This is a genomic window from Cellulomonas chitinilytica (assembly GCF_016862675.1).
GTDB lineage: Bacteria > Actinomycetota > Actinomycetes > Actinomycetales > Cellulomonadaceae > Cellulomonas > Cellulomonas chitinilytica.
The window spans coordinates 37,736-58,806 of the sequence record NZ_BONK01000008.1; the positions used below are offsets into that span (position 1 = coordinate 37,736).

At 70.3% G+C, this 21,071-nt stretch carries 15 protein-coding genes and 1 riboswitch; all 15 genes read left to right on the plus strand.

Going from position 1 to position 21,071, the window contains the following annotated elements:
• Positions 1-2 precede the first annotated feature (2 nt).
• The 15 genes from Cch01nite_RS12330 (at position 3) to Cch01nite_RS12400 (ending at position 20,996) form a co-directional block, all read left to right on the plus strand.
• A complete protein-coding gene (locus Cch01nite_RS12330) occupies positions 3-965 on the plus strand; it encodes a carbohydrate ABC transporter permease (protein WP_203754556.1) in 963 nt (320 codons plus the stop codon).
• A gap of 127 nt (positions 966-1,092) precedes the next feature.
• Positions 1,093-1,671 (plus strand): YesL family protein, encoded by a 579-nt coding sequence (locus Cch01nite_RS12335; protein ID WP_239070415.1) that lies wholly within the window; start codon positions 1,093-1,095, stop codon positions 1,669-1,671.
• Positions 1,668-3,707, plus strand: a complete 2,040-nt coding sequence (locus Cch01nite_RS12340; RefSeq protein ID WP_203754559.1) for a right-handed parallel beta-helix repeat-containing protein — start codon at positions 1,668-1,670, stop codon at positions 3,705-3,707. The genes Cch01nite_RS12335 and Cch01nite_RS12340 overlap by 4 nt, the downstream gene beginning before the upstream one ends.
• Before the next feature lie 700 nt (positions 3,708-4,407).
• Positions 4,408-4,518: riboswitch (SAM riboswitch) on the plus strand.
• Between the two features lie 32 nt (positions 4,519-4,550).
• Positions 4,551-5,762 carry an LLM class flavin-dependent oxidoreductase gene (locus Cch01nite_RS12345; RefSeq protein WP_203754562.1) on the plus strand — a complete coding sequence of 404 codons (1,212 nt, stop codon included), beginning with the start codon at positions 4,551-4,553 and terminating at the stop codon, positions 5,760-5,762.
• 16 nt (positions 5,763-5,778) lie between these two features.
• On the plus strand, positions 5,779-7,146 hold the full coding sequence (locus Cch01nite_RS12350) for an NtaA/DmoA family FMN-dependent monooxygenase (RefSeq protein WP_203754579.1): 1,368 nt from the start codon (positions 5,779-5,781) through the stop codon (positions 7,144-7,146).
• Positions 7,147-7,151: 5 nt separating this feature from the next.
• The gene (locus Cch01nite_RS12355; protein ID WP_203754582.1) at positions 7,152-7,667 is read left to right on the plus strand and encodes a GNAT family N-acetyltransferase; all 516 of its coding nucleotides are present in this window, start codon (positions 7,152-7,154) and stop codon (positions 7,665-7,667) included.
• Between the two features lie 269 nt (positions 7,668-7,936).
• Entirely contained in the window at positions 7,937-9,610 is a 1,674-nt protein-coding gene (locus Cch01nite_RS12360; protein WP_203754585.1) for an ABC transporter substrate-binding protein, read from the plus strand.
• 7 nt (positions 9,611-9,617) lie between these two features.
• Entirely contained in the window at positions 9,618-10,640 is a 1,023-nt protein-coding gene (locus tag Cch01nite_RS12365) for an ABC transporter permease (RefSeq protein ID WP_203754588.1), read from the plus strand.
• A gap of 65 nt (positions 10,641-10,705) precedes the next feature.
• On the plus strand, positions 10,706-11,509 hold the full coding sequence (locus tag Cch01nite_RS12370; RefSeq protein WP_203754591.1) for an ABC transporter permease: 804 nt from the start codon (positions 10,706-10,708) through the stop codon (positions 11,507-11,509).
• Positions 11,506-13,209 (plus strand): dipeptide ABC transporter ATP-binding protein, encoded by a 1,704-nt coding sequence (locus Cch01nite_RS12375; protein ID WP_203754594.1) that lies wholly within the window; start codon positions 11,506-11,508, stop codon positions 13,207-13,209. The genes Cch01nite_RS12370 and Cch01nite_RS12375 overlap by 4 nt, the downstream gene beginning before the upstream one ends.
• Before the next feature lie 33 nt (positions 13,210-13,242).
• Positions 13,243-14,346, plus strand: a complete 1,104-nt coding sequence (locus Cch01nite_RS12380; protein ID WP_203754596.1) for an LLM class flavin-dependent oxidoreductase — start codon at positions 13,243-13,245, stop codon at positions 14,344-14,346.
• A 15-nt stretch (positions 14,347-14,361) separates the two neighbouring features.
• Positions 14,362-15,834, plus strand: a complete 1,473-nt coding sequence (locus Cch01nite_RS12385) for an LLM class flavin-dependent oxidoreductase (RefSeq protein WP_203754599.1) — start codon at positions 14,362-14,364, stop codon at positions 15,832-15,834.
• Between the two features lie 600 nt (positions 15,835-16,434).
• Entirely contained in the window at positions 16,435-18,096 is a 1,662-nt protein-coding gene (locus Cch01nite_RS12390; protein WP_203754602.1) for a hypothetical protein, read from the plus strand.
• A gap of 265 nt (positions 18,097-18,361) precedes the next feature.
• Positions 18,362-19,033 (plus strand): DUF8548 family protein, encoded by a 672-nt coding sequence (locus Cch01nite_RS12395; RefSeq protein ID WP_203754605.1) that lies wholly within the window; start codon positions 18,362-18,364, stop codon positions 19,031-19,033.
• Between the two features lie 187 nt (positions 19,034-19,220).
• A complete protein-coding gene (locus tag Cch01nite_RS12400; RefSeq protein ID WP_203754608.1) occupies positions 19,221-20,996 on the plus strand; it encodes a hypothetical protein in 1,776 nt (591 codons plus the stop codon).
• Positions 20,997-21,071: the final 75 nt, after the last annotated feature.

The following is a 21,071-nucleotide window of genomic DNA, read 5'->3' on the forward strand; positions in this document are numbered from 1 at the left end:
TCATGTCAAGCACCTCTGTCGCGAAGCCTCTGGCGCGGCGCGCCTCACGAGGCAGGTCACCGCGTCGCACGTGGACGACCGAGCGGATCGTCTTCACGACGCTCAACACGACCTTCCTCGTGGCGCTCGCGGCGCTCATGATCTACCCGCTGCTGAACACGCTCGCCGTCTCCCTGAACGACGGCCAGGACGCCGTGCGTGGCGGGATCGGCATCTGGCCCCGGGTCTTCTCGCTGCGGAACTACGAGGTCGTGCTCAACATGAACACGATCTACCAGGCGTTCTTCATGAGCGTCCTGAAGACCGTCGTGGTGGTGGTGACGAACCTGCTGTTCACCTCGATGCTCGCCTACGCGCTCAGCCGCAAGGAGTTCATCTTCCGCCGCCCGATCACCCTGATCTTCGTGCTGACGCTGTACTTCGACGCCGGGCTGATCCCCAACTACCTGCTCATCAAGGACCTGGGCATGCTGAACAGCTTCCAGGCCTACTGGGTGCCGACGATCATCAGCGCGTTCAACCTGATCATCCTGCGCACCTACATGAAGTCGATCCCCGACGAGATCACCGAGTCGGCACGGATCGACGGCGCGGGCGAGTTCCGCACGTGGTGGCAGATCGTGATGCCGCTGTGCAAGCCCACGCTGGCCGTGGTGGGTCTGTTCGTGGCCGTCGGCAGCTGGAACGCCTGGCTGGACACCCTGCTGTACAACTCGGGCGACCAGGCGTTGTCCACCCTGCAGTACGAGCTGCAGAAGCTCCTGGCGAGCTCGATGAACGCCGGCGCGAACTCCGCGAACGTCGCGGGCAACGCGGCCTCGGTGGGGAGCGGCGGGCAGCTCACCACACCGATCGCGCTGCGGTCGGCGATCACCATGGTGGCGGCCGTCCCCATCCTGTTCGTCTACCCGTTCCTGCAGAAGCACTTCGTGTCCGGTCTCACGATCGGCTCCGTGAAGGGCTGAGGGCGTCGGCCTCCCGCACACCGCGGGAGGCCGGCCCCGTCCTCGCCGACCGCAGCTCCACAGCTCCGCACACCGAAAGGCCCGGACCATCTTCCGTTTCAACCCCGCGTCGCGACTGTGGCGGGCCATGGACTCGCTCGGCTCCGTCATCCTGATCAGCCTGTTCTGGCTCGTGAGCCTCGGCCTCGTCGTGACGGCGGGAGCGGGAACGGTCGTCGCCTACGAGGTGTGCCGCCGGTACGTCCTCGGCAAGGACGCCGGCCTCTGGGCCGTCGGCGCATTGGCGTGGCAGCAGAGCTGGAGGCAGGCGACCGTCGTCGGCCTGCTCACCGTCCCGGTCGCGGCCGTCGGCATCCTCACGTTCTCCTACCTGCCCACGCTCGGGCTGCCCGGCGTCCTGGTGCCGCTCATGGTCGTCGGGCTCTTCCTCCTGCTCCTGGTCTTCTGGTGCCTTCCGCTCGTCGCCCGCTTCACCAACCCCACCTGGCGCCAGGTGCGCAACGGGCTCACCTTGGGGCTGACGACGCCCAGCCTGACGTTCCTGCTCGGGATCGCCGTGGTCCTCGGGGGCGTCGCCATCTGGAACTTCATGCCCGCGGTGTTCGTGGCACCCGGCCTGATCCTCCTGTGGTGGTGCTACCTGCTCGAGCGGTTCTTCGTCGCCCGGGGATTGGTGCAGCCGGAACCGGAGGAGGCGCTGTCGTGACCATCCTGCACGTCACCACCACCGGCTCCGACCGTGCCGACGGGTCGGCCGACGCCCCGTTCCGGACCATCAACCGGGCCGCTCGGGCTGCCATGCCGGGAGACACCGTCACCGTGCACGAGGGCGTGTACCGGGAGTGGGTGAACCCACCGCGCGGCGGGACGGTCGACGCGCCGATCACCTACCAGGCCGCGGTCGGCCCGGACGGGCGCTTCGAGCCCGTCACGATCTCCGGTGCCGAGGTGGTCACCGACTGGCGCCCCCACCCCGGCGCCGACGGCGGCGTCTGGGTCACGGAGGTGCCGAACGCCCTGTTCGGGGCGCGCAACCCGTACGCGGAGCGCATCGGCGGGGACTGGTTCTTCGACCGGGTCAACACCTGGCACACGGGCGAGGTGTACCTCGACGGCAGGTCGATGTACGAGTCGCAGACGCTCGGCGGCGTCGAGCACCCCGAGGTCACCCCGGACTCGTTCGACCCGGAGGGCTCGCTGCTGACCTGGTACTGCGAGGTGGGCGACGACGTCACGACGATCTGGGCGAACTTCGGGGGCGCAGACCCGGCCGAGCACGAGGTCGAGATCAATGCGCGCACCTTCGTCCTCTGGCCCACGGCGACGGGCATCGACCACGTCACGGTGCGCGGGTTCACCCTGACGAAGGCCGCCACGCAGTGGGCCCCGCCCACCGCGCTGCAGGAGGGCCTGATCGGCCCGCACTGGTCGAAGGGCTGGGTGATCGAGGACAACACGATCACCGACTCGAAGAACGTCGGCGTCTCGCTCGGCAAGGAGGCCAGCACCGGGCAGAACGAGGCGGCCGCGGGGCCGGACGGCGCCAAGGGCGGCACGCAGCGCGAGCGCGAGGTGATCCAGCGGGCGCTCGTCCTGGGCGGGCCCGGCGCAGGCGAGCCGCACCCGTGGCACCGGGACCACGTCGGCTCCCACACCGTGCGCCGCAACACCATCCGGGACTGCGAGCAGGCCGGCGTCGTCGGACACCTGGGGGCGGCGTTCTCGACCATCGCCGACAACCACATCTCGCGCATCCACGTGAAGCGGCAGTGGCACGGCGCCGAGGTGGCCGGGATCAAGCTGCACGCCGCCATCGACACCGTGATCAGCGGAAACACGATCCATCACACGCACCGCGCGCTGTGGCTCGACTGGCAGGCCCAGGGCACCCTGGTGCGGCGCAACGTGTTCTACGCCTCGACCGCCGAGGACTTCATGGTCGAGGTCTGCCACGGCCCGTACCTCGTGGACTCGAACCTCTTCCTGTCGCCGTGGGCGGTCAAGGACATGTCGACTGGTGGCGCCTACGTCCACAACTACATCGCGGGTCGCATCGCGAACTGCACCGAGCACCAGCGGTACACCCCGTACCACGTCCCGCACTCCACGGCCGTCTACGGCGTCTCGAACGTCCTCGGCGGCGACAACCGGTTCTACAACAACGTCTTCGTCGGTGACCGCGCCACCAGCGAACGCACCGAGTCGGACCCACCGGCGGAACCGGCGCTCGCCAGCTTCTGGTCAGGCGCGGTCGACATGGACGGCGTGCCCGGCCAGGCGACCTTCGTGCCGACCCCCGTGGGCACCTCGCAGTACGACGCCTACCCGACGTCGCAGGAGTACCCGAACGAGCACGGCAGCGACCTGGCCGGGCCACGGCTCCCGGTCTGGATCGAGGGCAACCTCTACGCGGACGGCGCCGAGCCGTTCCGCGCGGAGCCCACGGCCCTGGTGCTCGGCACGTCACCGGTGCGCGTCGAGGTGGTCGACGCCGAAGCCGGGTCCGTCCGCGTCGATGTGGACCACTCGGGCGGCATCGACGTCGTCGCCCCGGTGACGACCGCGCGCCTCGGGACGAGCTACCAGGCGGAGATGCCCTACACCAATCCCGACGGGACCGATCTGGACCTCGGCGCCGATGTCTTCGGGATCCCACGGGACCAGGTCGTGCCCGGGCCGTTCGCCGCATCGGCACCCGTGACTCGGATTCTTGCCGCACCGGGCCCGGCTGGTCGGCGGTAGACGAGGTGGCGTGACCGCTCGTCGTTGAGCTGGGTATCAGACAGCCCACAAGGAGCCCGGTGATCTCGCAGAGGTCGGAGCGGACGACGGAAATCGAACCCGCGTAGCCAGTGTGGAAGCCTCGACACGACGATGCTCTGATCTGCGGCGGAGGTTCCGATCCGTCGCCAGTCAGAACTGATTGGGAACCGAAAACCCCCGGGATGTGCGTCGCGTCACGCGAGCATGGCGTCCACGCTGGCGCCCGAGGTCGACATCCTCGAGCTCGAGCTCGGGGCTCGCATCGTCATCGAACACCGCTCCGCGACCTCAAGCGGTGGCGAGGAATGACAAACCCGGTACGACAGAGCGCAATCGTCTATCGCGCCGCCGTGGTCCTCGACGCCTTGAATGCGAGGACTCGACTCGAATCGGGCCGGTACGCCCTGGGCGGGGGCTGGCGAACCGAGGACACCTCTCGCTCCGGTGAGCCGCATTGTCCGCGCCGACGACACCCGCCGGCCCCTTCTCGATCAGGCAGGACCGTAGCGAGCCCGACCTCTCCAGGCCCTGTTGGACGGTCCAGATGATACCGAAGCCGGAGGAGCGCACCCTCGTCTGACGCGACGAGTCGATCACGTGGTGTCCCGGCCGTCCCGCAGGTCGAGACGACCGGGCGAGCCCCTTGCGCGGCTGGACGCCGCTGCTACCTTCCGCCGCAGGTCACGAGACCGGCGCGAGGGCCCTGGCTCGCCGGTCGGCAACCCTCCGCGCGGTGGGTGCCTCCAGGTGCAGACCTGGCCGGGCGGACGGCGTCCGGCAAGTGCGAGGTGGGGCGCTGCGGTGCCCCCGAGAGGATGCTCCATGTCCGACACCCCCCAGCTCCACCTCGGCGTCGCCCTCGACGGCGCGGGCTGGCACCCGGCCGCGTGGCGCGAGCCGAACGCCCGTCCCGACGAGCTCTTCACGGCCGGCTACTGGCTGGACCTGGTCCGGACGGCGCAGGACGCGGTCGCCGACCTGGTCACCATCGAGGACACGCTGGCGCTTCAGTCGAGCCGCTTCGAGGGCCCCGACGAGCGGACGGACCAGGTGCGCGGCCGCCTCGACGCAGAGCTCGTCGCCGCACGACTCGCGCCCGTGACGCAGGGCATCGGCCTGGTGCCCGTGGTGACGGTGACGCACACCGAGCCGTTCCACGTCTCCAAGGCCCTGGCGACGCTGGACTACACCAGCCACGGACGAGCGGGCTGGCAGGTCCGGGCCTCGGCCGGCGCGTCGCACGCGGCCCTGTTCGGGCGTCGTGAGGTCCCCGAGCTGGTGCCCCCGTTCGACATCGAGGACCTGAAGATCGCGCCCTTCATCCAGGACGTGTTCGACGAGGCCGCCGACGCGGTCGAGGTGGTCCGGCGGCTCTGGGACAGCTGGGAGGACGACGCCGAGATCCGCGACGTCGCGACCGACCGGTTCATCGACCGGGACAAGCTGCACTACGTGGACTTCGAGGGCAAGCACTTCTCGGTCCGCGGCCCGTCGATCACGCCACGTCCGCCGCAGGGACAGCCAGTGGTCACCGTCCTGGCGCACGCGCGTGTCCCGTACGAGCTGGCCGCCCGGTCCGCGGACGTCGTGTTCGTGACGCCGCACGACCACGCCGGTGCGGAGGCGATCCTGCGCGAGGTGCGGGACGCGGAGGACCGCGTCGGCCGGACCGGGCTGCCGCTGCAGGTCTGGGCCGACCTCGCCGTCGTGCTCGACACACCCGAGGAGTCCGGCGCAGACCGCAAGGCCCGCCTCGACGCTCTGGCCGGGGACCCCTGGTTCACCGACGCGGTGGTCGTCGCGGGAAGCGCCGGCGCGGTCGCCGACCAGATCGCCGCCTGGCACGAGCTCGGCTACGCCGGCGTCCGTCTGCGGCCGGCCGTCCTGCCGGACGACCTCGCGCTCATCGCCCGGGACCTTGCGCCGGAGCTCCGCCGGCGCGGTCTGACGCGGTCCGCCTACGACGCCGACTCGCTGCGGGGCCTGCTCGGCCTGCCGACCGACGTGCCCAACCGCTACGCGACCGCCCGCTGAGACGAGGAAAGACGACATGACGCACAAGAAGCAGATCATCCTCGGCGCCTACCTGGGCGGCGTGAACAACCAGACGCTCTGGGGCCTGCCGGAGGCGGGCAGCCAGATCGAGTTCTCGAGCTTCGAGCACACCGCGCGGACCGCGGAGCGGGGGAAGTTCGACTTCTTCTTCCTGGCCGAGGGCCTCGCGCTGCGCGAGCGCGGCGGCAAGATCTTCGACCAGGACATCATCGGGCGTCCCGACACGTTCACCGTGCTCGCCTCGCTGGCGGCTGTGACCGAGCACCTCGGCCTGGCCGGCACCATCAACGTCACGTTCAACGAGCCGTACGAGCTGGCCCGCCAGTTCGCCTCGCTGGACCACCTGTCCGGCGGCCGCGCCGCCTGGAACATCGTGACGTCGTTCGACGCCTTCACCGGGCAGAACTTCCGTCGTGGCGGGTTCCTGCCCCGGTCGCAGCGCTACGAGCGGGCCGCCGAGTCGCTGGCCTTGGTCCGTGAGCTGTGGGACTCGTGGGCCGAGGACGAGGTCGTCGCCGACAAGGGGACCGGGCAGTTCGTGCGCTCGGGCGACGTCGGTGCGTTCCAGCACACCGGCTCGCAGTTCGACGTGCACGGCCGGTTCACGCTGCCACGCTCGCCCCAGGGCCAGCCCGTGATCCTGCAGGCGGGCGTCTCGGAGCAGGGCCGGGACTTCGCGGCTGCGAACTCCGACGCGATCTTCTCGCCGTTCAACCACCTGCCCGAGGCGCAGGAGTACTACTCCGACATCCGGCGGCGCGCGGTGGCCGCCGGCCGCGACGCCGACGACGTCAAGCTGCTGCCGGGCGGCGCCTTCGTGCTCGGCGACACCGACCAGGAGGCCCAGGACAAGGCTCGCTGGGTGCGCGACCAGCAGGTCACCCCCCAGACCGCGCGAGTCCTGCTCGAGACGGTCTGGAACCGTGACCTGTCGGACTTCGACCCCGACGGCCCGCTGCCGACGTTCGAACCTGCGGTCGACGCGCCGTCGTTCATCCAGGGCCGAGCGCGCCTCGACTCCGACCTGCAGGGCTGGGCCGACCGCCTCCGGGCCGTCCAGGCCGAGAAGAAGCTCACGGCGCGGGAGGTCGTGGTCGACCAGTTCACGCGCACGGAGTTCGTCGGCACGCCCGAACGAGTCGCCGGTCAGCTCGACGACTTCGTGCAGAGCGGCGGGTCAGACGGCTTCATCATCGGTTCGCACCTCGTGCCGACCGGGCTCGACGAGTTCGTCGACCGGGTGGTGCCCCTGCTGCAGGAGCGCGGTTCGCTGCGGGCCGAGTACCAGGGCAGCACGCTGCGGGACAACCTCGGGCTGCCGGTGCCCGAGCGCCGGCACGTGCGCGCGTCGGCGACGGTCTGATCGTCATGAGCGACGTCACCACCCGATCCCCGTCCACGGCGACGGTCACCGTGCGCGCTGTGCCCTGGGACGCGCCGGTCGCGTCCGCGCTGCGCGACGAGTTCGTCGCTGAGATGGGGGTGCGCTACGCCGACCTTCTCGCCGACCACCCGGAGCTGGAGGACGGGCCGCCCGACATCGACCCGGCACGCATCGTGCACACCGTCGTCGCCGAGGTGGACGGCCTGGTCGCGGGCCACGCCGCGCTCCTGGACGTGGGCCACGACTGGGAGGTCAAGCGGGTCTACACCCGCCCCGAGGCCCGCCGCCGTGGCGTGTCCCAGGCGCTCCTCGCGGCCCTGGAGCAGTACGCGCGCGAGCAGGGGCGCGAGCGGCTGGTCCTGGGCACCGGGCCGCTGCAGACCGAGGCGATCGCGCTCTACGCGCGCGAGGGCTGGACACGGATCCCGGGCTTCGGGCCCGAGGCGTTCCACGACTTCGGCCTGTACTTCGAGAAGCCGCTCGGACGGAGCGGCCGATGACGATCTCGACCTCGTCGTGCGTGCGCTCCACCGCCCCGTCCGTGGGTGGGTGTCGACCCCGATGTCGGTGCCGACCGAAGAAGTGACCCCGCGCGGAGGCTGTGCCCCGCCCGGATGAGCTCTGCCCGCTCCCGGCTCAACCCCACCCGTCTGGAGCGCGCCTTCGCGCGCCCCGGAACGTCCCCCGTGCCCGCCCCGCCCTCCTGTCCGCATGCCCGCGCCCGTGCCGGCGACGCCGCACCCGCGCTCAGAACCCCTGGAGCCCATCGATGTCCCTGACGTCCAACCGCCGTCCGAGGCGTGGCGCGTTCACCGCGACGACCCTCGCGCTCACCTCCGCGTTCGTCCTCGCGGCCTGCTCCGCCGGCTCGGGCTCCGGCTCCGCCACGTCGTCCGGGGCGTCGGGGACCCCGCAGTCCGGCGGGACGCTCACCTGGGGCGTCGAGACCGAACCGGTGACCCTGAACCCGCAGCTCAACGGGCAGGACAAGACGAAGCTGCTGCTGCGCAACTCGTACGAGCAGCTGCTCGCCCGCCAGGACGACGGCACCTTCGTGCCGTGGCTCGCGAGCGCGTACAAGGTGTCCGACGACGAGCTGACCTACACGTTCACCGTGCGTGACGGTGTGACGTTCTGGGACGGCAAGGCGCTCGACGCGTCGGCCGTGGTCACGAACATCAACCAGCAGATCGACCCGGAGTACAACCCGTACGGCGCCGGTGGTCCGCTGTCGCACCTGGCCTCGGCGACGGCGACGGACGCGACGACCGTCACCCTGGTGCTGAAGGAGAAGTACGCACCGTTCCTCGACTACATCGGCAGCCTGCCGCTGATCTCCCCGGACGCCTTCGGCAAGGCGGACGTGCAGGCGGGTGGCCCGGACGTCGCCGGCACGGGTCCCTTCGTGCTGGAGAGCTACAGCAAGGGCCAGTCGCTCGACTTCACCAAGAACCCTGACTACGACTGGGCGCCCGCCACCGCGACGCACCAGGGCGCGCCCTACCTCGACGCGCTGACCTACCGGTTCCTGCCGGAGTCGTCGGTGCGCCTCGGCGCGCTGCAGTCCGGTCAGGTCGACGTCATCGAGGGTGTGCCCGGAACGCAGGCCGCCCAGTTCCAGAAGACCGACAAGTTCACCTACCTGACGGCGCTGAACACGGGCACCCCGTACTCGCTGTACTTCAACACGCTCGCGTCACCGACGTCCGACCAGAAGGTCCGCGAAGCGTTCCGCGACGCCGTCGACCTGGACGCGATCCTCCAGTCGGTCTACGCGGGACAGCGCACACGGGCTTGGAGTGCCGTCTCGCCGCAGGACCCCAACTTCTACGACAAGAGCCTCGAGGGCTCCTACGGCAACGACGTCAAGAAGGCCAACGCGCTCCTCGACGAGGCCGGCTGGACGGGCAGGGACGCCGACGGGTACCGCACCAAGGACGGCAAGCGCCTCACGATCAGCGACTACCAGGCGCAGCCGTACGTCCGCGACCAGCGAGACACGCTCCTGCAGGCCATCCAGGCGCAGGTGAAGCAGAACGCCGGAATCGACTTCGACGTCCAGCTGGTCGACACGGGGGTGGCCGGCCAGCACCAGAAGGCCAAGGACTACGGCACCTACGACAACTCGAACACCAACCCCGACGGCGTCGACATCGAGTACCACTGGCTGCCCAACGACAAGGGCGGGTTCATCAACCTGTCCAACGCGTCCGACCCGCAGCTGCTGACGTGGCTCACCGCGGCGCAGCAGACGACCGACGTCGCCGCGCGGAGCGAGAGCTACAGCGACCTGCAGAAGTTCGTCATCACGGAGAAGGCGTACAGCTTCCCGCTCTACGAGCCGGCCGACCAGATCGCGGCCCAGGCGAAGGTCCACGGCGTCGGGTTCCGCACGTACTACCAGCTCCCCGAGAGCGCGTACGACGTGTGGCTGAGCAGGTGATCCCGCGATGACAGCGCTCGACACCCAGGCGGCCCCGACCGTCGACGCGCCACTCGCCCCGACCGTCGACGCCGCGCCCTCCAGGGCTCGCGTCGGTGGCCGGACGGGCACGCCCGGGGTCGTGGGCCGGCGCCTGCTGGGTACGGTCCTCGTCCTGTGGGCGAGCGTGACAGTCGCGTTCGTCGCGCTCCAGCTCGCACCGGGCTCAGCGGTTGACGCGCTCGTCCCACCCACGGTGCGCACGCCGGAGGCGCTGGCGGCAGTCACCGCCGAGTGGGGGCTCGACCGTCCGCTGGTGCAGCAGTACGGGGACTACGTCGTGCGCCTGTTGCACGGCGACCTCGGCACCTCTTACCAGCTGCACCGCCCGGTGATCGACGTGATCGGCTCGCAGATGGGCCCGACCGTCCAGCTCGCCACGGCGGGTCTGGGCGTCGCGGTCTTGCTCGCCGTGATCCTCGCCGTCAGCACCGCCGGCCGACCGTGGGCGAGCAGGATCGCCGGCGGCGCCGAGCTCGCAATCGTCTCCATCCCCGAGTTCTGGCTCGGCATCGTCCTGCTGTTCGTGTTCAGCTTTTCGCTCGGCTGGTTCCCCGTGGCCGGTGCGGGCGGCGTGAGCTCGCTCGTGCTGCCGGCAGTCGCGCTCGGACTCGGGCTGGTCGGCCTGATCTCCCAGGTGCTGCGCGAGGGGGTCGAGCGTTCGCTCGAGCAGCCCTACACGCTGAGCGTCCGGGCGCGCGGGGTCTCCGAGACCGGCCTGCGGCTGCGGCACAGCCTCCGGCACGCGTCCCTGCCCGTCGTGACGCTGCTCGGCTGGCTCGTCGGGGGTCTGCTCGGCGGCGTCATCATCGTCGAGCAGGTCTTCGGCCGGCCAGGCATCGGCGTCGTCGCACTGCAGGCCGCGCAGGCGCGGGACCTGCCCGTCGTGCTCGGCATCGCACTGCTCAGCGCCCTTGTGTACGTGACGGTCAACACCGCGGTGGACCTGCTGGCCCTGCTCATCGACCCGCGCCTGCGGAGCAGGTCGTGACGGCCGCCGCCGCACGGCCAGCGGTCGTGCGGGGGCCACGGTCGGGCAGGACGCGGCTACGGACGGTGCCGTGGGGCGTCGTCGCAGCGTCCGCCGTGCTCGTCCTGGTGCTGCTCGTCGTCGCGTTCCCCGGCCTGTTCACCTCGCGCGGCCCGCTTGAGGCGGACCCGCTGCAGGCGTTCCTGCCGCCCGGGCAGGGTGGGCTGCTCGGCACGGACCAGCTCGGCCGCAGCGTCTGGTCGCGCGTCGCGTACGGTGCGCGCTACTCGATCTTCATCGCCGTGGCGGCCACGGTCGTCGGGGTCCTCGTCGGGGTCGCCATCGGTCTCGCCGCCGGGCTGGGTGGCCGGGTCACCGACGAGGTCACCACCCGCGGGCTGGACGTCGTCGCGGCTTTCCCTGCGATCTTGCTGGCGATCGTCCTCGTGACGATCGTCGGGCCCGGCATCCCCACCGTCATCGTCGCGCTCGGCATCGCGTCCGTGCCGCGGTACGCACGGATCGTGCGAGCCGAGACCCACGTCGTGCGCCGGTCCGGCTACGTCGAGCAGTCGGTGACGTTCGGGCTGCGTCGGTCCACGCTCGTGGTCCGGCACGTCCTGCCGCACGCCGTCGTGTCGGTGCCGATCCTGGCGACCATCGGTCTGGGCACCTGCATCCTCGCCGCGTCGTCGCTCAGCTTCATCGGCCTCGGCCCCAAGCCGCCGTCGCCGGAGTGGGGCGCGATGCTCTCCGACGGCCGCAACTACCTGCAGCTCGCGTGGTGGATCTCGGTCTTCCCGGGGGTCGCGATCGTTGCCGTGGTGGTCGCGGTGTCCGTGGTCGGGCGCCGGCTGCAGCGGCACTTCGAGCACCGGGAGCAGTCATGACCAGCACCGCCTCGGGCCACGACGCGCCGGTCGTCAGTGTGCGCAACTTGCGCATCGCGTTCCCGGGCACGGACGGACCGGTACCGGCCGTGCACGGGCTGGACCTGGACGTCGAGCCCGGCACGTGCGTCGCGATCGTCGGGGAGTCGGGCTCGGGCAAGACCGTGACCGCGCGGGCGCTGGCCGGGCTGCTGCCGGCGACCGCCGCGTGGTCTGCCGACCGGTTCGACGTCGCGGGCCAGGACGTGCGGTCCGCGGGCGAACGCACGTGGCGGCGACTGCGTGGTCGCACCGTCGGGTTCGTGCTGCAGGACGCGCTGGTTTCGCTCGACCCGCTGCGGCCGCTCGGCGCAGAGATCGGCGAGACCCTGCGCACCCACCGGATCGTGCGCGGCCGCGGCGCCGTGCGCGAGCGTGTGCACGAGCTGCTGGCGTCCGTAGGGGTCCCTCAGCCCGAGGTCCGGGCGCGCCAGTACCCGCACCAGCTGTCGGGCGGCCTGCGTCAGCGCGGGCTCATCGCCGCAGGCCTGGCCGGTTCGCCGGCGCTGCTCGTCGCGGACGAGCCGACCACCGCGCTCGATGTCACCGTGCAGGCGCAGATCCTCGACCTGCTGGCCCTGGAGAAGACCCGGGGCGTGACGATCCTGCTGATCAGCCACGACCTGGCCGTCGTCGCGCGCATCGCGGACCGCGTCCTGGTGATGCGGCACGGGGAGGTCGTCGAGCAGGGCGCCGCCCAGGACGTCCTGCGGCGGCCCGCCCACGCGTACACGCGCGAGCTCCTGCACGCCGTGCCGTCCGCGGCGTCGAGGGGCTTCCGGCTCGGCAGCGAGGCGACGTCCAGCACGAGCGTGACCGCCCGGGTCCCGCTCGTGCGGCCGGCGCCGGACCGATCGGCGGTCGTCCTGTCCGCCGACCACCTGCACAAGACCTTCCGGTCGCACGGCCGTGCGCCCCGAGCGAGGCAGGACGCCGAGCGCCGGCACGGCGAGATCGTCGCCGTCGACGACGTGAGCCTCCAGGTCGTGCGCGGCGAGACGGTCGGGATCGTGGGGGAGTCGGGCTCCGGGAAGACGACGGTCGCGCGCATCGTCCTCGGGCTCGTGGAGCCCGACGCGGGGACCGTGACGGTGAACGGGCAGCCCTGGACGGGCGTGCCCGAATCGCGGCGGCGGCGGCTGCGCAAGGACGTCCAGCTCATCGCCCAGGACCCGCTCAGCTCGTTCGACCCGCGGTACACGGTCGGGCGGATCGTCGCCGAGAGCCTGGACGCGGTCGGGGTCCGGGGAGACGAGCGCCGCCGGCGGGTGCTCGAGGTGCTCGACCGGGTGCAGCTTGGCGCGTCCTACGTCGGTCGGCACCCGCGAACGTTGTCCGGCGGTCAGCGCCAACGGGTCTCGATCGCCCGCGCGCTCGCCCCGCACCCGGCCCTGCTCGTCGCCGACGAGCCCGTCTCGGCGCTGGACGTCTCGGTGCAGGCGGGGATCCTCGATCTGCTCGCCGAGCTGCAGACCGAGACCGGCACCTCGGTGCTGTTCATCTCGCACGACCTCGGCGTCGTCCACCACGTGGCCGACCGTGTGCTCGTCATGACCGGCGGGCGCGTGGTCGAGCAGGGCGGCGTCGACGACGTGTTCCACCGGCCGACGCACGAGTACACCCGCACCCTCGTCGGCGCGCTGCCCGCACTGGGCGCCTAGCCCTCCGACGTCCCTCGCACGAAAGGACCACCCGTGGTCGCCATCATCGGTCTCGACCTCATCGACGCCGCACAAGACGCCTCACCCGCCCAGATCAGCGAACGGCTCCAGGAGGTCGTGAACAACGCGGTCCTGTTCGAGGAACTCGGCTTCGACGGCTTCTCGGTGGGCGAGCGGCACCACGCGCCCTTCGTGTCGAGCTCGCCCCCGGTCGTCCTGTCCTACATCGCGGCGCGCACCTCGCGCATCCGGCTGCTCACCGGTGTGACGCTGCTGTCGGTGCTCGACCCGGTGCGCGTCGCCGAGGACTACGCGACCCTCGACCACCTCGCGGGCGGGCGGCTCGAGCTCATCATCGGCAAGGGCAACGGCCCCGAGCAGGCCGAGCTGTTCGGCATCGGCCGCACCGAGGCGTGGGACACGCTCGACGCCAACTACCGACTGCTCCGCCGGCTCTGGTCCGGCGAGCCCGTGACATGGGACCCGCCCGAGGGACTTCCGACCATCCGCCGGTCACCGCTGCGCGACGTCACCGTCTTCCCGGCGCCGGTCCAGCGCCGCATCCGCGTGTGGCACGGATCCGCGACCGCCGAGCGTTCGGTCGAGCTCGCGGCCGAGTTCGGCGACCCGATCTTCTCGGCGAACGGCTTCAACCCGCTCGAGTACTACGCGCGGCTCGTCCGGCACTACCGCGGGGCGTGGTCGGCACGCGGCCGGGACCCGCAGGATGCGCTCGTCGGGGCCGGCCACGGGTTCGTGTACGTCGCCGAGCGGTCGCAGGACGCCGTCGAGGCGTTCCGTCCCGTGTACGAGTCGCTGACGGCCCGTCTGCGGGGCGCCAACACGAACCTGCCCGGCACGGTGACGGACTGGGACTCGTACGAGGACTTCCTCGCGCGCGGCTCGTGGCTGATCGGCAGCCCGCAGCAGGTGATCGACAAGGTCGCCACCTACCACGAGGCCTTCGGCCACCGGGTGATCAACATCAACGGCAACCGCGGCGGGCTCGAGCAGCAGCAGTGGGAGGCCAGCCTCCGCCTGTTCCGGTCCGCGGTCGTACCCGAGCTCGACCGCTTCATCCCCGACCCGCCCACGCCCGAGCGCAGCGCCGAGGTCAGCGCCGCCGTCCTCGTCTGATCCAGGAGCTCAGCCATGCCCAAGCACATCCCCCTCTCGATCCTCGACCTGGCACCGGTCAGCGTCGGCCAGTCCGGCGCTGAGGCGATCCGCGCCTCGCTCGAACTGGCCCGTGTCGCCGACGACGCCGGGTACCAGCGGATCTGGTTCGCCCAGCACCACCTGTCGCCCGGTGTCGCGTCCGCCCAGCCCGCAGTCCTCGCGGCCCTCGCCGCCGAGCGCACGAGCCGCATCCGCGTCGGGTCGGGCGCCGTGCTCCTCGGCAGCACGACGCCGCTGGTCGGCGCCGAGCAGTTCGGCACCATCGCCGCCGCCCACCCGGGTCGCGTCGACCTCGGCGTCGGCCGGGCGTTCAACCCGAGCACCGACGGCGTGCCCCGCGAGCGCGTGCCCGGTGACAGCGAGCCCGCGACGCGTGTCCTCGACGGCCTCGTCGTCCCGAAGCCCTCACGCTTCGACCTGTCGAACCCGGTGCTCAAGCGGCGGCTTCTGGCCCACCGCGAGGTCGTCGGTTCCCGCGAGGGTGGCGACTTCCGCGCCGAGCTCGAGCAGATCCTCGCGCTGCGCGACGGCACGTACGCCTTCGACGGCCTCGCGTTCACCAGCCCGCCGGTCGATGCGGCGGCGTTCGACCTGTGGGTGCTCGCCTCCACCGGGGGAGAGAGCGCACGAGTGGCCGGTGAGCTCGGACTGCCGCTCGCAGCGAACTACCACGTGGCACCCGGCAACGTGCTCGACACCGTGGCCACGTACCGGGCGGCGTTCCGGCCCGGTGTGCTCGCCGAGCCCTACGTGGTGGTCTCCGCCGACGTCCTGGTGGCCGAGACCGGCGACCGCGCGCGCGAGCTGGGTGAGCCCTTCGCCGACTGGGTGCGCTCCATCCGCAGCGGGGTGGACGGCGCCATCGCGTTCCCGGCGCCGGGGACCACGACGCCGTACGCGCAGTGGTCCGACGAAGACCGCGAGCTCGTGGCAGACCGCGTCGACACCCGGTTCGTCGGCTCGCCCGACGAGGTCGTCGCCCGGCTCGAGGCGCTCGTCCGAGTGACCGGCGCCGACGAGCTCCTGATCACGACCGAGGTGCACGCTCCCGCCGACCGGGAGCGATCCTTCACCCTGCTCGCGGAGGCATGGAACGACCGGGCGCCCGTGCTGTCCGCCCCCGAGGCCGGCGCCCGGGTCGAGGCAGGCGCGCTCCTGATCGACGTCCGCAGTGCGGGCGGCCGGGCGTCGGCGGGAGAGATCCCGGGCGCGCGCGCCACGGACCGCGTCCTGCTGGAGTCCCTGGTCGACGCCACCGGCGTCGCACTCGTCCCGCTCGACACCCCGGTCATCGTCGTGTGTGGGTCGGTCAACGGCTCAGGTCCGGTCGCGCGCGAGCTGCGTCGTCGCGGGTTCACGGACGTCGCCCACGTGGACGGCGGGTTCCCGGCGTGGGCTGAGGCCGGGCTGCCGACCGTCGCCCCACAGGTCGTCTCGGCCGAGTGAAGAGGGCGGCGTCGAGCGCGGCTCAGCCGCGCAATGTCCGCGTCATCCCCTGGAGGCTCGCGTCACAGCCTGCAGGCCATGTGAGACCAGCCGTCACACAGCAGGCTGTCGCGGACGAAGTGGTTGCGTCGAGCGTGACCATGCGTTCGTCGGGTACGGCTTTCGGTGAACAGGAATCGACGGCCTGAAATGAGGGGCGCATCGGCGCTGGCAGAGCCGAACGTACTCGTTGCCGAACGTGCGACAGGCACCGCACAAGGGGCGGTGACCTAGCAAGATGCCGGAGGGTGGTTCCGGAAAGGGTCTGACCTGCTGAGACTGTGACATCCGGCGAGGTCCTCCACACCCAGGGTGTCACGCCCTCCACACATGACCTTTGACCTGCGGGTATGGTCCGTCGAACGGGCCACGACGTCGCCTGTGCTCTGGGCGCCCTCGCCGCTGGCCTGACCGCGATTGGCCGGTCTGGGGCGTGCGCGTGCGAAGCGCGGAGGCGGCGAACCCTCAACAGGCTCTCGCTGCCCGCCGATGAACGGAGCGGGACGACTACCGGCAGGTTGGTACCCGGACCGCCGAGCGCTCCGCACGAAGGAGGAAGCCATGCAGCACGCATCGGTCCCGACAGGCGGGCCTGACGACAATGTCAACGGCGTGGCCGACTCGGAAGTCGTCGACGGTCGGGCACCTGATCCGGACGCTGACCCAGAGCCCTCGACCACGCTCGTTGAGGTGCTTCCTGGGGTCGTAGTGGTCTTCGGCGAGGTCCCAGAGGCCCTCAAGCTGGATCTGATCGACTTCGGCATCGTTCCCGAGCGCGACCGCGCACTGCTGACCACGAATCTCATGTCGATCGTGGGGAACTCGGCCACAATCGGAGGCAACCTCGCCACTGCGATCGGCGGCGCCCAGGGTCTCTACCGGGTGAGTTCCGCGACCCAAGCGTTGCTCAACAACGGCGCCGTACTCGCGGTCAAGGACGGCGCGAACCTGGGCTCGATGTGGATCAATGGCGACCTCGTCGCCCAGGCCCGGTTCATTCCAGTGACCGCGCTCAGCGCAGCCGCGTTGGCAGCCGCGATCGGGCCAGCGGTGGCGATGGTCGCCATGCAGATGCAACTGCAGCAGATCGCCGGCCTCGTCAGGACGAACATCGCGCTGACCACCCAGGTCCTCACTACCGTCCGCAAAGAGCAGTGGGCCGAGCTGACGGGCCACCTCAACGCTATCGAGGGCGTTCTTAACGAGGCTCGCGAGGTCCAGTCGGTCCCTTCGTCGCTGTGGGAGAACATCTCCGGAAGCGAGGGAGTCCTCCAGAAGCAGCTCGACCTCTACCGCCGCCACGTCGACGGCCACATCGGCCAACTCGACCGACTCGGCAGGCGGCAGCGCCGCGAGTACCTCGATACGAACGCCGAGGCGATCATCTTCGACTCGTGGTCACTCTTGTCCTCGCTCAAGGCGTGGACTGGCTACCAGGCGCTACGAGCGAGTAGAGCGCGAACTGCCGGAAGCGATGATCCCGATGAGGCACGACTTGTCGAGATCATCGCTCGCACGACGCGCGAGAAGTTCGAACCGGCACTCGCCGAGACGACCAGACTCGTGGACGCCCTCGCGCGCGAGCTTCACATCTTGGCCGACCTGCCGGGGCCGAAGACTCTGGGCCGAACACGCAAGGACACGCGGCTGACCCGCAGCCGCAGTGCCGATTTGCTCACGCAGATCGAGCCGCTTGCCGACGCGCTGCGCCCGCCGGTCGAGAAGCTGGAGGCGCCCGAACTGGTCTGCGCACCCGAGGGCACGGAACTCCAGCCGTACCTTGATGCCCTGCGATGGATCATCGGGAGTGGCGAGACCCTTCGGAGCATCGCCGTCGGTTACGGGCGCGACACAGCGATCGCCGATCGCGTGCGCAAAGACGTGCTGAGTCGGATCGACGCAGAGAAGTGGGCGACCGTGGTCGCAGTCACGGATCGCCGCATCTTCGTGTCCGGGGCGAACGACCTCGTTCGGGAAGCGGCGATCGATCGACGGTTCCCGCTCGAGGATGTGCGCTACGTGCGGGCCAAGTCGGCTCGAGGTGAGCTCGATCTCATCACCCGCACCACCGACCTCCATTGGGTCTTCCCGACTGAGATCAAGGCGGCCCAGGTCGACGCGCTTGCCGCGGTCCTGGCCGAATCGATGGGAATCCCAGACAACGAACGCGATGCCTTCGTCCAAAGCCCGCGTCCCCAGGTCGAGGCGGCAGCCACAGACTGACACGGTTCGTGGGCAGCGACTCAGCCAGGTGGGTGCGCGGTCCTCGTCCGACCTTTTGGCACGGTCGCGCAGATCCTCGGCGCTGAGTCGCTGGACCGTTCGGGTGGCCGTCGTCGCAGCCGACGGGGGGTCACGGCTACGGTCGCAGCATGGACCGCTACGACCCGCTTGACCGGCTCGTCTACGGCGCGATGGACGACAACGAGATGGATACGATCCTCGATGCCCTCGAGCGTGCCAGCGCCGAGGATGAGACCCCATCGCGATGAGCGCAGACGCCGAGGCGGTCCGCGTCCGCGCCGAGGCGCAGCTGCCGGATCGTTCGGGATGGACGGACCCCGCCGGCTACCGCGACTCACTCGCGATGTGCGTGCTCGACTCGATCTTCTCGCTCCGAGCCTCGTATGCGTCCACCGTGCACGTGCTCGCCCGATACCGGGGAGTCAGACGAGCGGCGGGAGCTGACCCGAACCGTGACGGGCTCGCCGACCTGATCGCCGCAGTCGAGGTCGCGGGTGGGGTCGACGCCGCGGCCGGCTCCGCGCTGTTCGACAACCGTGCGTACACACCTGGCACCGCGAAACGTGGGCAGACCGGCGTGCTGAAGGCCGCAGCAGTGTACGAGGTGGCAACTAAGCTCCATGGGGTCGGCATCGACACCATCGCCGACCTGCAGGACGACACGGACAGCGCCAAGGCGGAGTGGCTGAGCGTGCGCGGCCTGGGCCGCGTCTCCTGGGCCTACGTCCTCATGCTTACGGGTGCGGACGGTGTGAAGGCTGACGTGATGGTGCGGCGCTTCGTCGCCACTGCGATCGGTGAGCAGGCAGTGACTGATGAGCGAGCTCGCCTGGCAGTTGAAGGCGCGGCTGAGCTCATGGGCGTGGGTGCGCGCCTGCTCGACCACGCAATCTGGCGCTACCAGCGCGAGCAGTAGCCACGCCGGCAATGTCGTCCGTTCGGTGTGCGCCGTCCCCGTGGCGGTGGACAGGGGGACAGCGTAGGGGCGTCAGAAACCGCCCCGGCCGGGTTCACTGTTGGCCACGGCCACTGATCGACCCACTTCGCGGCTGCCACGGTGGAAGCGCGCATGAATGGCAGCGGTTCACGAGAGACTGCTCGGCGTGAGTACCGGCGACGACACGCGGCCCGACGGACGTGCGTCGACGCCGGAGACATTGCGGCTGCGCGCCGCGACGCGGGCTTTGCGGCTCCACCTCGACGAGCTGCCGATCGACTACAGCGATGCGGTTCCGCCAGACCGATTCCTCGCCGGGATGGCGTTCATGTTCGCAAGGAATCGGTACGCATGTGCTGAGTCGATGATTGGTGCGGGCTTCGGCGGTACGGTCATCGGGGCGATCGCGCGGAGCATCCTGACCGAAGGACTTCGGTGGCTCTGGATTGCGAAGGATCCAGCCAGCAGACGTCGATGCATCCTCGGCGACCTTCTCGAGGAACGGAGCCGCGTCGCCGCAGTCCTGGACACCGACGCTTCGACGATGACCCGCTGGCTCATGCCCGTTCCGCCGGTCGCCGATCTCACCGGCGCCTCCCGAAGCTGGCTCGATGCAGATTGCCTGCCTGGTGAGGACGCACTGCTCGACGAGTTCCTCACCATCCAGTACGAGGGCGCTTCATCGGCGACCGACGACGATCCTTCGCCCTTTCTCAAGCAGGCCCAGGAGTTGCTCGACTTCGCAGGCCTCCGGGGCGCAGCCATGGTGCTCGCCCACGCCGGTCACGGTAACTACCTCGGCCAGCGCAGCACCTTGACCCAAGACGGAACTCCGGGCTTTGACCTGCGAGCAGACCATGAAGCTCTCTTCATGCACGCTGCCGCGGTCGGCGTGTACTGCGTTCTGGTCGGCTCAAGCGTCGCCACGCCCGACGCGTGGCCTCACGACGTCGACCGCAGCGATTTCCTCACCGCCGCCGCCGCTCTGACGGCTGAGGTGGCTGCGGCTGCCACGTCCATCCACGGACTGGAAGCGAAGACCAGAACCGGTGGCCGCGCGACCAAACCACCGCGCAATCGGTCGCCGTCGCTCGTTCGCGGTTCGTCACTTGTTGAGAACGACGATGTCCGAACGGAGTACGTCGACATCGAGGATCGCTTCGCGCTTCTCACACTCACGTTCGAGGCCTACGTCCGTCGAGTGAAGGCATCACCTGAGATCACGACGCTGCCAGCAGATGGCACTCCGCTTCACGCGTTCCTCACGTACGGCGCTGCACTCTCAAATCTGGAGACGGTCTTCTCCACCTACGTTCAGCCTGGCGCTGGCGTCTTGAGTGTCTTCGCCGCCAGGGCACTGCTCGAAGAAGCGGCGCGCCTCCACTGGCGATACTCGGTTCAGGGAGACGAGGCGCTCATGGCGCGAGCCAAGCAGTACTTCGATGAGCACCGGTACAGACAACGCAAGACGATCCGAACGCTCGCCGGCCACGGCATCAAATCGGCCGACGCTGCGAGGCTGTTCAACCTGCCCTCTCACGTGGTCACGCCGCCTGGCGTAAACGACATCGCCAAGAACCGCTTGCCGGTCCCGAGCCTCGCCTCGATGCTGAGGTCCTTCAGCGCTGACGCAGAAAAGCCGGGCTGGCTTGAGGCTGCGTACGCGCTTCTGAGCCAGGTCACCCATGCGACGCCGCTCGGACACCTCCACTGTCTGCGCTACCGGGACGAGTGGGAGCCCAATGAGCTCAGTAGCGAGATGTTCGCTCTGGCACTCGATGTCACAGCTCTCGGTAGCGCCCACTTGGTCAGCACGATGGGCCTGATGCTCAACGACGTATCGCCCGCGGCCCAAGCGAATGTCGTCCCGCTCAGGGCAGGGGCCGTCGCAGTCCACCTTGCCGCACGACGAATCCACGGACTCGACATAGCCGACCGATGACCTTCACGTCTACAGGCGTAATCGCCGCCGGGGCACCGATCGCGCCGCCCTCTCCACGCCCCGAGAAGTTGGTGC

Bases quoted from the DNA above. Each gene is read 5' to 3' on its own strand.
- Cch01nite_RS12365 (WP_203754588.1), top strand. From the start codon at position 9,618: ATGACAGCGCTCGACACCCAGGCGGCCCCGACCGTCGACGCGCCACTC.
- Cch01nite_RS12355 (WP_203754582.1), top strand. From the start codon at position 7,152: ATGAGCGACGTCACCACCCGATCCCCGTCCACGGCGACGGTCACCGTG.
- Cch01nite_RS12375 (WP_203754594.1), top strand. From the start codon at position 11,506: ATGACCAGCACCGCCTCGGGCCACGACGCGCCGGTCGTCAGTGTGCGC.
- Cch01nite_RS12385 (WP_203754599.1), top strand. From the start codon at position 14,362: ATGCCCAAGCACATCCCCCTCTCGATCCTCGACCTGGCACCGGTCAGC.
- Cch01nite_RS12395 (WP_203754605.1), top strand. From the start codon at position 18,362: ATGAGCGCAGACGCCGAGGCGGTCCGCGTCCGCGCCGAGGCGCAGCTG.
- Cch01nite_RS12335 (WP_239070415.1), top strand. From the start codon at position 1,093: ATGGACTCGCTCGGCTCCGTCATCCTGATCAGCCTGTTCTGGCTCGTG.
- Cch01nite_RS12350 (WP_203754579.1), top strand. From the start codon at position 5,779: ATGACGCACAAGAAGCAGATCATCCTCGGCGCCTACCTGGGCGGCGTG.
- Cch01nite_RS12360 (WP_203754585.1), top strand. From the start codon at position 7,937: ATGTCCCTGACGTCCAACCGCCGTCCGAGGCGTGGCGCGTTCACCGCG.
- Cch01nite_RS12390 (WP_203754602.1), top strand. From the start codon at position 16,435: ATGCAGCACGCATCGGTCCCGACAGGCGGGCCTGACGACAATGTCAAC.
- Cch01nite_RS12330 (WP_203754556.1), top strand. From the start codon at position 3: ATGTCAAGCACCTCTGTCGCGAAGCCTCTGGCGCGGCGCGCCTCACGA.
- Cch01nite_RS12345 (WP_203754562.1), top strand. From the start codon at position 4,551: ATGTCCGACACCCCCCAGCTCCACCTCGGCGTCGCCCTCGACGGCGCG.